At 75.7% G+C, this 345-nt stretch carries 1 pseudogene; it reads right to left on the bottom strand.

Annotation, left to right across the window (positions count from 1 at the left end):
• A pseudogene (locus DEIPI_RS38860) lies at positions 1-345 on the bottom strand (hypothetical protein); the annotation flags it as partial.

The following is a 345-nucleotide window of genomic DNA, read 5'->3' as shown; positions in this document are numbered from 1 at the left end:
AAGGCGAGCGCGCCGTGCAGCCCCGCGCCGCCGCTCGTGGTGTCCTCGACGGGCAGGCCGCGCAGTTCCAGCCGCCGCTCGGCGTGCACGCCGAGCGCCTCGCGGGTGGTGACGAGCACCTTCAGGCCGGGCGCCTCGCGCATGAGCCGCTCGACGACCTCGCCCGCGTCGAGGAGGTGCTCGAAGTTGTCGAGCACCACGAGGACGTTGCGCGCGCGGAACCACTCCACGAGCCGCGCGTGCACGTCGAGTCCGTGCAGTTCGACGCCGAGCGCGCGGATGATCGCCGCCTCGATGCCGCCGGGCCCCTCGCCCGCGAGCGGCACGAAGGCCGCGCCGTCCGCG

This window comes from Deinococcus pimensis DSM 21231 (assembly GCF_000519345.1).
GTDB lineage: Bacteria > Deinococcota > Deinococci > Deinococcales > Deinococcaceae > Deinococcus_A > Deinococcus_A pimensis.
The sequence above is the reverse complement of the archived record's forward strand: the minus strand, read 5'-3'. Positions and strand labels throughout refer to the sequence as shown.